The sequence below is a fragment of the Kitasatospora sp. MBT66 genome (genome assembly GCF_000710405.2).
Taxonomy (GTDB): domain Bacteria; phylum Actinomycetota; class Actinomycetes; order Streptomycetales; family Streptomycetaceae; genus Kitasatospora; species Kitasatospora purpeofusca.
On the sequence record NZ_JAIY01000010.1, the window covers coordinates 820,139 to 820,438 of the forward strand.

The 300-nt window shown below is 68.7% G+C and carries 1 pseudogene; it reads right to left on the reverse strand.

Annotated elements, in window-relative coordinates:
- Positions 1–281, reverse strand: a pseudogene (locus tag BI06_RS51230) (hypothetical protein); the annotation flags it as partial.
- Positions 282–300: the final 19 nt, after the last annotated feature.

The following is a 300-nucleotide window of genomic DNA, read 5'->3' on the forward strand; positions in this document are numbered from 1 at the left end:
GCCTTCTCCTCGGCCGCGCGCAGGGCCTGGCGCTCCTGCTCGGTGAGCGTGTTGAGCAGCTGCTGGGCCTTCGCCAGCTTGCCCTGGACGTCGTCCTTGGCGGTCTTCAGCTGCTGGGTGGTGGACTCCAGCTCGCCGAGCTTGGTCTGGGTCTCGTTGCGGTCCTGGTCGAGCCTGCGCTGCTGCTCCTGGAGCTCCTTCAGCGCGCCGGACTGGGTGGAACCGGCCTGGTTCAGGGCGTCGGCCTGGCTGAGGAAGTTGTCCGGGCTGGCGGACAGCATCAGCTGGACGGTCTGCGAT